Below are 9,089 nucleotides of genomic sequence, written 5' to 3'. Positions count from 1 at the left end.
TGCAACGCCTGTTCGATTTCGGCCATGGTGATGATCCCCGCCGACTTCCCCGCCGCGGGATTGACCACCAGCGCCAGGCAGGCGTAGGGCAGGTCCAGCTCGCGGGCCAGTGCTGCCTCGGGCATGCCGGTCATGCCGACGATATCGTTGCCGTCCCGCTCCAACCGGGCGATTTCCGCCACCGTTTCCAGGCGCGGCCCTTGGGTGCAGGCGTAGACCCCATGGCTGCTGTGCGCCAGCCCCAACGCACGCAATGCCTCGATCAGGCGCTGGCGCAACGGCTCGTCATAGGGGTGGCTGAAATCGATATGGGTGACATGCTCGATATCGCCGGCGAAATAGGTGTGCTCGCGTCCCGAGGTGTAGTCGATCAACTGGTGCGGCACGCACAGGTGCCCCGTTCCCATCGCCGCATGGATGCCACCCACCGCGTTCACCGCGATCACCGCCTCGGCACCCGCCTGCTTCAGCGCCCAGAGATTGGCGCGGTAGTTCACCTGGTGCGGCGGGAAGCGGTGCGGATGACCGTGACGCGCCAGGAACAGCACCTCGCGCCCGGCGTAGCGGCCACGCTGGAGCGGCGCGGACGGCGCGCCATACGGCGTTTCGATCGGCAGGGACTCGCTCAGCGTCAGCCCTTCCAGCTGGGTCAGGCCGGTTCCTCCGATAATCGCGTAGACACTCATCGACAGCTCCCTCAATCAATCAGTTGCGCGGCGCGCAACGCGGACAGTGCTTCCAGCCAGCGCGGCTGCTGGCGATAGTCGGTATTCGCGTAGCCCTTGCCGCGCATGCGTTGCAGACGCGACGGCGGGGTCACCTTCAGGCGTTGCAGGGCAGCCAGGGCCAGCTCGGCGGAAGCCCGGTCGTTGCACACCAGACCCATGTCGCAGCCCGCGGCCAGAGCGGCCTCGATGCGGCTGGCGGCGTCGCCGACCACATGGGCGCCGGCCATCGACAGGTCGTCGCTGAAGATCACCCCGTCGAACTTCAGCTCGCCGCGCAGGATCTCCTGCAACCAGCGCCGGGAAAAGCCGGCGGGCTGCGGGTCGACCTGCGGATAGATGACATGGGCCGGCATCAGCGCGTCGAGCTGTCCGGCCAGGCGGGCGAACGGAACCAGGTCGCTGCGCCGGATTTCCTCGAGGCTGCGCGCGTCTTCGGGAATCGCCACATGGGAGTCGGCCTCGGCCCAGCCGTGACCGGGAAAATGCTTGCCGGTGGCGGCCATCCCGGCGGCATGCATGCCGCGAATGAAAGCACCGGCAAGCAGCGCGGCACGCTCCGGGTCGCCCTCGAAGGCGCGGCTACCGACCACGGCGCTGCGCTGGTGATCGAGATCCAGCACCGGCGCGAAACTCAGGTCGAGGCCGACCGCCTGCACCTCGGTCGCCATCAGCCAGCCACAGTGCTCGGCCAGCTCTTCGGCATTGGGGTTGTCGGCGATCGCGCGCATCGCCGGCAGGCGCACGAAGCCCTGGCGCAGGCGCTGCACGCGCCCTCCTTCCTGGTCGACGGCCAGCAACAGGTCGGGACGGATGGCGCGAATGGCCGCACACAGTTCGCGAACCTGGGCAGGATGCTCGATGTTGCGAGCGAAGATGATCAGCCCGCCCACCTCGGGGTGGCGCAGGATTTGGCGGTCCTCGGCGGTCAGCCAGGTGCCGCCGATGTCGAGCATCAGAGAGCCTTGCATGAAGAGTCCTATGGCCTGGAAATCAGCGAAGCCCGCCGTCACGGGCCTCAGACAGCGCACACTGTACTGCACCCGGCAGAAAGACTTAAGTCCCGGGGCGGTACCGCGCGCCTGCCAATGGAGCCGGCCCGGCGCATGGAGTTCCGCCCGGAGCACAGAGAAAGGAGAAAGGAAAACGGCGCCCTCGGGCGCCGTCTGCGATCAGGCCTTGGCGGGCGTCTTGTTCCGCGGGCGCAGTTGCGCCCCGGCCAGCAGCGGATCGTCGATGCCGCTCTCGGCGCGCATGCCGGCGGCGAAGAACGGCACCATCAGGTGCATCACCTGCTCGGTGGAAGTGTTCACGCCGAAATCGGTTTCCGCCATCGCCCGCAGGGCCTTGATCCCCGACATGCTGAAGGCGGCCGCGCCGAGCATGAAGTGCACGCGCCAGAACAGCTCGATGGGCGGCAGCTTCGGCGCCGCCTCGTTGACCAGCAGCATGTAGCGCCGGAAGACCTTGCCGTAGACCTCTTCCAGGTACTTGCGCAGGTGCCCCTGGCTCTGGCTGAAGGCCAGGCCGAGCAAGCGCATGAAGATCGACAGGTCGTTGCCGCTGCGCGGCTTCACCGCCATCGCCTGGGACACCAGCAGGTGCAGGAGGTCCTCCAGGGTGGCGTGCTGGGCCTCGGGCTTGGCCTGGCGACGATCCAGCTCCTTTTCCAGGCTGGCGCAGAATGGCCCGAGGAAGCGCGAGAACACCGCCTGGATCAGCGCCTTCTTCGAACCGAAGTGATAATTCACCGCCGCCAGGTTGACCCCGGCCTTGCTGGTGATCAGACGCAACGAGGTTTCGGCGAAGCCTTTTTCCGCGAACAGCTGTTCCGCCGCATCGAGAATGCGTTCGACGGTTTCCGACTGGGCCATGGTTTCTCCGCCTGACAAACACTTGTTTGAAACATACGTTTCAGCCACATCCCTTGTCAAGCGGCAGATGACGCACCAGTCAGGAAAATTACAGAGAAGTCCCGAAAAACGGAAGCAAGACACTGGCCAACTTCATCGTGACGCAGGACGAAATGTCATGCGGAAAATCATTGCCACGCCTCGCTCACTGTATATAATCCCAGTCACTGGATAAAAACACAGAGCGACGACATGCAGAAGCTGACGCCCCGCCAAGCCGAGATCCTCTCCTTCATCAAGCGCTGCCTGGAAGACCACGGCTTTCCGCCGACCCGGGCGGAAATCGCCCAGGAACTCGGCTTCAAGTCGCCGAACGCCGCCGAGGAGCACCTCAAGGCGCTGGCACGCAAGGGCGCCATCGAAATGACTCCGGGCGCCTCTCGCGGCATCCGCATTCCCGGCTTCGAACCGCATGCCGCCAACGACGATGAGGGCCTGCCGGTGATCGGACGGGTCGCCGCCGGCGCACCGATCCTCGCCGAACAGAACATCGAGGAATCCTGCCGTATCAATCCCGCCTTCTTCAATCCTCGCGCCGACTACCTGTTGCGCGTGCGCGGCATGAGCATGAAGGACATCGGCATCCTCGACGGCGACCTGCTGGCCGTCCACGTCACCCGCGAAGCGCGCAACGGCCAGGTGGTGGTCGCGCGGATCGGCGAGGAAGTCACGGTGAAACGCTTCAAGCGCGAAGGCAGCAAGGTCTGGCTGCTGGCGGAAAACCCTGAGTTCGCTCCGATCGAAGTCGATCTGAAGGAGCAGGAACTGATCATCGAAGGCTTGAGCGTCGGCGTGATCCGACGCTGACAGGAGATACCATGCAGACCTCCCACTCGCTGCCCAGCGCCCAGTTGCCACTGTTCCAGGAAGCGTTCTGGGCCAGCAACGGCGCTCCCTTGCTCGACGATGTCATCGACAGCCCTTCCAGCGCCTCCATTGAGGAACCCGCTGCCTTTAGCGAACTTTCGCTCAGCGGCCTGCCGGGGCACTGCCTGACCCTGCTCGCGCCGATTCTCCGCGAGCTCAGCGAGGAACAGGATGCCCGCTGGCTGACCCTGATCGCTCCGCCGGCGAGCCTGACCCATGAATGGCTGCGCCGCGCCGGCCTGAACCGCGAGCGCATCCTGCTACTGCAGGCGAAGGACAACGCCGCTGCCCTGGCGCTCAGTTGCGAGGCCTTGCGCCTGGGCCGCAGCCACACCGTGGTCAGTTGGCTGGAACCGCTGAGCCGGGCGGCGCGCAAGCAACTGTCCCGCGCCGCCCAACTGGGCCAAGCACAGAGCCTGAATATTCGTCTGGGTTGAAAAAACGGCGGGGGACAGCGTTCAGTGCAGGACGCGGGGGCCTTCGTCGTGTTCCATCTCGCCCTCGGCAAGACGACCGGCCATTTGCACGCCGACATTGAACATGGCCTTGGCCACTTCGACATGCTGGCCTTGCAGGAAATTCTTCGCGTCCCCGGAGAACTCCAGGGTCACCAACGCCTCCTCGTCATCGGCGCGACGCAGCACGATGCGCCCGTCGGGCATTTCTACGATTTCAAGGAAGGATGTTGGCATGACAGACGCTCTCTACGAAGACGCGACATTGTAACAGCCCATCCAGTGCATCCCTAGCCCGCATCCGCCTTCCGGTTCCGCTCTCGCGCCTGTAACGGCGGTTCCAGAGCGCCCGGACGGCATCCGCTAAATTTTTTTGCTGGCAAATCAACCGAGTGGAACGGTAGGAAAATTTCCTACCGCTGATCGGCGAATGACGACGGCGTTACAGCTCCGTCAAGCTCTCGCGAAAACGCAGGACCAATTGCTTCAGCGACTGCCGCCATTCCTCGAGGGTTTCGCGAGAAAGCAAGGGGGCGTCTTCGTCGATACTCACGGCAACGATCAACGGTGTGCTGGGGTCGATCTTCGCTGCCTTGGTCGGTCGCGGCGGCAGGAACAGCTCGGAGTAGGCGCCCAGCAACTGGCCCAGCCAGGTTTCCGGCTGCGACGCCAACTCCACCAGTTCAGCCAGCTCGGGGCTGGGCGCGGCCGCCAGCACTTCGGCATTCAGCAATGCATCCACGCGAGGAGCGGCAGCCTGCGGCAGACGGTAGTAACCGGCGATCTCATGGCATACACCGAGCACTGCGCCATAAAGGTGGAACAGCGCCGACTCGCGCTCCCCCTGGATGATCGCCTGGGCATTCATCGCCCGCTCGGCATCGGCTCGCTTCCAGGCCTCCAGAGCCAACCCGGCGAAATACAGCTTCTGGTTGGTGCGGGTATAAAGCTCTTGGGCCATGCCGGTACTCCCGATTAAAACTGGAAGGAATGCGGAGCGCAGGCCAGGTCAGCGCCCGGCCTTCGCGCAGTATAAGCGCGCCCCATGCAAGCGGGCGCGCCATCCATCAGCGCTTGTCTTCGACCTTCCACTTGCCGCCATCGTAGAAGGCGCGCCAGCCGGTGGGCTTGCCATCGACCTCGGACTGCACGTATTGCTCCTTGGTCTTGCGGCTGAAACGGATCACCGCGGGACGGCCGTCCGGGTCTTTCTGCGGGGCGTCGCAGAGGTAATGGTACTTGGGATCCAGCTCGGCCTTGTGCGGGATGATCTCGCTCACCAACGGCGCGCGGGTCTCGCGGTTCTTCGGGAACTGGCTGGCGGCCAGGAACATGCCCGAAGCGCCGTCGCGCAGCACGTAGATATCGTCCACCTTCTCGCACTTCAATTCAGGCATGCGGATGGCGTCCATCTTCGGCGGCGCCGCCTCGCCATTCTTCAGCAGCTTGCGGGTGTTCTTGCAGGTCGGATTGGTGCAACCGAAGAACTTGCCGAAACGGCCGGTCTTCAACTGCATCTCGCTGCCACACTTGTCGCATTCCAGGCTCGGCCCTTCGTAGCCCTTGATCCGGTACTGGCCTTCCTCGATCTCGTAGCCCGGACAGTCGGGGTTGTTGCCGCAGATATGCAGCTTGTGTTTCTCGTCCAGCAGGTAGGCGTCCATCGCGGTACTGCAGATCGGGCAGCGATGCTTGCCACGCAACACCCGCGACTCGGACTCGCCCTCGTCGTCCGCGGCGATCTCGTCGCCGGGAATCAGGTTGACGGTCGCCTTGCAACGTTCCTTCGGCGGCAGGCTGTAGCCCGAGCAGCCGAGGAACACGCCGGTGGAGGCGGTACGAATCATCATCGGCCGGCCGCACTCGCGGCAGGGAATGTTGGTCAGGGTCGGCTGGTTGGCGCGCATCCCCTTCTCGCTGACTTCGGCCACCTCGAGCTTCTTCTTGAAATCGCCGTAGAACTCGTCGAGCAGGTGCTTCCAGTCGCGCTCGCCCTGGGCCACGTCGTCGAGATGCTCCTCCATCCCGGCGGTGAAACCGTAGTCCATCAGGTTGGCGAAGCTCTCGTTGAGCCGATCGGTGACGATGTCGCCCATCTTCTCCGCATAGAAGCGGCGGTTGTGGGTGGTTACGTAGCCGCGCTCCTGGATGGTGGAGATGATCGCCGCGTAGGTCGAGGGGCGGCCGATACCGCGCTTCTCCAGTTCCTTGACCAGGCTCGCTTCGGAGTAGCGCGCCGGCGGCTTGGTGAAGTGCTGGCTCGGATCGAGCTTGATCAGCTTGAGGTTCTCGCCTTCCTTCATTTCCGGCAGGACGTCGTCCTCGCCCGGCTTGCTCTGCTGCGGCAGTACCCGGGTATAACCGTCGAACTTGAGGATGCGGCCCTTGGCGCGCAGTTCGAAATCGCCGGCGGTGACGCTCACGCTGGTCGAGAGGTATTCGGCCGGGGTCATCTGGCACGCCACGAATTGGCGCCAGATCAGGTCGTACAGGCGCTCGGCGTCGCGCTCCATGCCGGACAGCTGGGTCGGCTTGAGGTTGACGTCGGAAGGACGGATCGCCTCGTGCGCTTCCTGGGCGCCCTCCTTGCTCGAGTAGACGTTGGCCTTGCCCGGCAGGTACTTCTGGCCGAACTCGTCTTCGATGAAACCGCGGACCATGCCAATGGCATCGGCCGACAGGTTGGTCGAGTCGGTACGCATGTAGGTGATGTAGCCGGCCTCGTAGAGACGCTGGGCCATCATCATGGTCTTCTTCACCCCGAAGCCCAGGCGGTTGCTCGCCGCCTGCTGCAGGGTGGAAGTGATGAACGGCGCCGAGGGTCGGCTGGAGGTCGGCCGGTCCTCGCGCTTGGCGACGCTATAGGCCGACGCCTTGAGCTTTTCCAGGGCCGCCATGGCCTGGGCTTCGTTGAGCGGCTTGAAGGCCTCGCCCTTCTCACGGGTAACCTCGAAGCGCACGTTGGCGCCCTTGGCGGTACCGAGGTCGGCATGCACCTCCCAGTACTCTTCCGGGACGAAGGCGCGGATCTCGCGTTCGCGCTCCACCACCAGCTTCACCGCCACCGACTGCACGCGGCCGGCGGACAACCCGCGGGCAATCTTCTGCCAGAGCAGCGGCGAGACCATGTAGCCGACCACGCGGTCGAGGAAACGCCGCGCCTGCTGGGCGTTCACCCGGTTGATATCGAGCTCGCCGGGCTGGGAGAAGGCCTCCTGAATGGCCTTCTTGGTGATTTCGTTGAATACCACGCGCTTGTAGCGGCTTTCGTCACCGCCGATGGCTTCCCGCAGGTGCCAAGCGATGGCCTCCCCTTCGCGGTCCAAGTCGGTCGCGAGATAGACGGTGTCGGCGTCCTTGGCCAGGCGGCGCAGCTCGTCGATGACCTTTTCCTTGCCGGGCAGGATCTCGTACTTGGCCTTCCAGCCATGCTCGGGGTCGACCCCCATGCGCGAGACCAGTTGGCGCCTGGCCTTCTCCTTCGGTGACAGCGCCGGCGCCTCGGAGGCGCTCTTGCGGCCCTTGGCCGCCGGCTCCTTGGAACTCGACGAACCACTGGTGGGCAGGTCACGGATGTGGCCGATGCTCGACTTCACCACGTACTGGCTGCCCAGGTACTTGTTGATGGTCTTGGCCTTGGCCGGGGATTCCACGATGACCAGCGATTTACCCATGGATCGGAAGGTTCCTGCGTCGAAAAGATGAATATAAAGGAGGGAGCGACTAGCGCGGCACCGCTATATATAGTGGCGAACGAGCCAAGGTCAAGCGCGGTCTTCCCCGCCGGGAGCTTTCTGCAAGCCCAGGGGATCGGCCTCGGGACTCACCAGAACGAAGCGCGGCACCCACTCGCCATCGACCTCCACGGCCTCGGTGAACATCTCCAGCGGACGCACCCAGAGACCGAATTCGCCGTACAGCGCCTGGTAGATCACCAGCGCCTCTTCCGTCTCCGAATGCCGCGCGACACCCAGGACCCGGTAGTTCTGTCCCTTGTAATGACGATAGAGCCCAGCCTGCAGGTCCATGTTCCTTACCTTGTCTCGAAAATCGGAAAACAACGGCACAATGCCGACATACAACAGCCCGGTATAGGCACGGATCGCACAATAGGCAAACCCGCGCTCCCGGGGCGTCATTCGCTCGATACAGCCGGAAACGACTGACACTGAAAAACGAAAGCCGGGGCACGAGGCCCCGGCTTTCCCCTTCGACGAACGCTTAGATGCGCTCGAAGACGGTGGTGATACCCTGTCCCAGGCCCACGCACATGGTGGACACGCCAAGGGTACCGCCGTTCTGCTTCATCACGTTCAACAGGGTGCCGGAAATGCGCGCACCGGAGCAACCGAACGGGTGACCCAGGGCGATGGCGCCGCCATGGAGGTTGACCTTCTCGTCCATCTTGTCGAGCAGCTTGAGGTCCTTCAGCACAGGCAGGGCCTGGGCGGCGAAGGCTTCGTTGAGTTCGACGAAATCGATGTCGGCGATGGTCAGGCCGGCACGCTTGAGCGCCTTGTTGGTCGACGGCACCGGGCCGTAGCCCATGATCGCCGGGTCGACACCCGCCACGGCCATGGAGCGGATCACCGCCATCGGCTGGATGCCCAGGTCCTGGGCGCGCTGGGCCGACATCACGATCATGCAGGAGGCACCGTCGGTGATCTGCGAGGAGGTCCCCGCGGTCACGGTGCCGCCTTTCGGATTGAACGCCGGCTTCAACTCGGCCAGGGTCTCGACGGTGGTTTCCGGACGAATGGTCTCGTCGAAGTCGAAGACTTTCAGGAAACCGTTCTCGTCATACCCTTCCATCGGGATGATCTCGTCCTTGAACTTGCCTTCCTGGGTGGCCTTCCAGGCCAGTTGGTGCGAACGCGCGCCGAACTTGTCCTGCGCCTCACGGCTGATACCGTGCATCTTGCCGAGCATTTCCGCGGTCAGGCCCATCATGCCCGAGGCCTTGGCGGCGTACAGGGACAGGTGCGGGTTCGGGTCGACGCCATGCATCATGCCGACGTGGCCCATGTGCTCCACGCCGCCGATGACGAATACATCGCCATTGCCGGTCTGGATCGCCTGGGCGGCGGTGTGCAGCGCGCTCATCGACGAACCGCACAGGCGGCTGACGG

The 9,089-nt window shown here is 64.3% G+C and carries 10 protein-coding genes; 2 read left to right on the top strand and 8 right to left on the bottom strand.

Annotated elements, in window-relative coordinates:
• The 3 genes from FFS27_RS22945 to psrA all read right to left on the bottom strand — a co-directional run.
• On the bottom strand, positions 1–686 hold a 686-nt coding region (locus FFS27_RS22945), incomplete at its 3' end, for an S-methyl-5'-thioinosine phosphorylase (protein WP_137952224.1).
• A gap of 11 nt (positions 687–697) precedes the next feature.
• Positions 698–1,696 carry a beta-N-acetylhexosaminidase gene (gene nagZ / locus FFS27_RS22940; RefSeq protein ID WP_003118092.1) on the bottom strand — a complete coding sequence of 333 codons (999 nt, stop codon included), beginning with the start codon at positions 1,694–1,696 and terminating at the stop codon, positions 698–700.
• Between the two features lie 201 nt (positions 1,697–1,897).
• Complete coding sequence (gene psrA / locus FFS27_RS22935; RefSeq protein WP_003091195.1) at positions 1,898–2,599, bottom strand: transcriptional regulator PsrA; 702 nt, start codon at positions 2,597–2,599, stop codon at positions 1,898–1,900.
• Between the two features lie 231 nt (positions 2,600–2,830).
• Between psrA and lexA the strand changes: the two genes are divergently transcribed.
• Positions 2,831–3,445 carry a transcriptional repressor LexA gene (gene lexA / locus FFS27_RS22930; protein WP_003091196.1) on the top strand — a complete coding sequence of 205 codons (615 nt, stop codon included), beginning with the start codon at positions 2,831–2,833 and terminating at the stop codon, positions 3,443–3,445.
• An 11-nt stretch (positions 3,446–3,456) separates the two neighbouring features.
• The gene (gene sulA / locus FFS27_RS22925; RefSeq protein ID WP_003091197.1) at positions 3,457–3,942 is read left to right on the top strand and encodes an SOS-induced cell division inhibitor SulA; all 486 of its coding nucleotides are present in this window, start codon (positions 3,457–3,459) and stop codon (positions 3,940–3,942) included.
• 21 nt (positions 3,943–3,963) lie between these two features.
• On the opposite strand, the gene FFS27_RS22920 is transcribed toward sulA, so the two are convergent.
• The 5 genes from FFS27_RS22920 to fadA form a co-directional block, all read right to left on the bottom strand.
• Positions 3,964–4,197, bottom strand: a complete 234-nt coding sequence (locus FFS27_RS22920) for a hypothetical protein (protein ID WP_003109483.1) — start codon at positions 4,195–4,197, stop codon at positions 3,964–3,966.
• 205 nt (positions 4,198–4,402) lie between these two features.
• The gene (locus FFS27_RS22915; RefSeq protein WP_003091199.1) at positions 4,403–4,921 is read right to left on the bottom strand and encodes a DUF6586 family protein; all 519 of its coding nucleotides are present in this window, start codon (positions 4,919–4,921) and stop codon (positions 4,403–4,405) included.
• Positions 4,922–5,027: 106 nt separating this feature from the next.
• The gene (topA, locus tag FFS27_RS22910; RefSeq protein WP_003091201.1) at positions 5,028–7,634 is read right to left on the bottom strand and encodes a type I DNA topoisomerase; all 2,607 of its coding nucleotides are present in this window, start codon (positions 7,632–7,634) and stop codon (positions 5,028–5,030) included.
• Positions 7,635–7,724: 90 nt separating this feature from the next.
• Positions 7,725–7,988, bottom strand: a complete 264-nt coding sequence (locus FFS27_RS22905; RefSeq protein ID WP_003109484.1) for a DUF1653 domain-containing protein — start codon at positions 7,986–7,988, stop codon at positions 7,725–7,727.
• Between the two features lie 193 nt (positions 7,989–8,181).
• On the bottom strand, positions 8,182–9,089 hold a 908-nt coding region (fadA, locus tag FFS27_RS22900; protein WP_137952223.1), incomplete at its 5' end, for an acetyl-CoA C-acyltransferase FadA.

This window comes from Pseudomonas sp. 2VD, from assembly GCF_005503585.1.
In the GTDB taxonomy this organism is placed as follows: domain Bacteria; phylum Pseudomonadota; class Gammaproteobacteria; order Pseudomonadales; family Pseudomonadaceae; genus Pseudomonas; species Pseudomonas aeruginosa.
This window is presented reverse-complemented; position numbering and strand designations above follow the sequence as displayed.

What these genes read in the sequence shown, in the direction of transcription:
- topA (WP_003091201.1), bottom strand. Translation starts at nt 7,634, where the DNA reads ATGGGTAAATCGCTGGTCATCGTGGAATCCCCGGCCAAGGCCAAGACC.
- psrA (WP_003091195.1), bottom strand. Translation starts at nt 2,599, where the DNA reads ATGGCCCAGTCGGAAACCGTCGAACGCATTCTCGATGCGGCGGAACAG.
- sulA (WP_003091197.1), top strand. Translation starts at nt 3,457, where the DNA reads ATGCAGACCTCCCACTCGCTGCCCAGCGCCCAGTTGCCACTGTTCCAG.
- FFS27_RS22905 (WP_003109484.1), bottom strand. Translation starts at nt 7,988, where the DNA reads ATGGACCTGCAGGCTGGGCTCTATCGTCATTACAAGGGACAGAACTAC.
- FFS27_RS22915 (WP_003091199.1), bottom strand. Translation starts at nt 4,921, where the DNA reads ATGGCCCAAGAGCTTTATACCCGCACCAACCAGAAGCTGTATTTCGCC.
- FFS27_RS22920 (WP_003109483.1), bottom strand. Translation starts at nt 4,197, where the DNA reads ATGCCAACATCCTTCCTTGAAATCGTAGAAATGCCCGACGGGCGCATC.
- lexA (WP_003091196.1), top strand. Translation starts at nt 2,831, where the DNA reads ATGCAGAAGCTGACGCCCCGCCAAGCCGAGATCCTCTCCTTCATCAAG.
- nagZ (WP_003118092.1), bottom strand. Translation starts at nt 1,696, where the DNA reads ATGCAAGGCTCTCTGATGCTCGACATCGGCGGCACCTGGCTGACCGCC.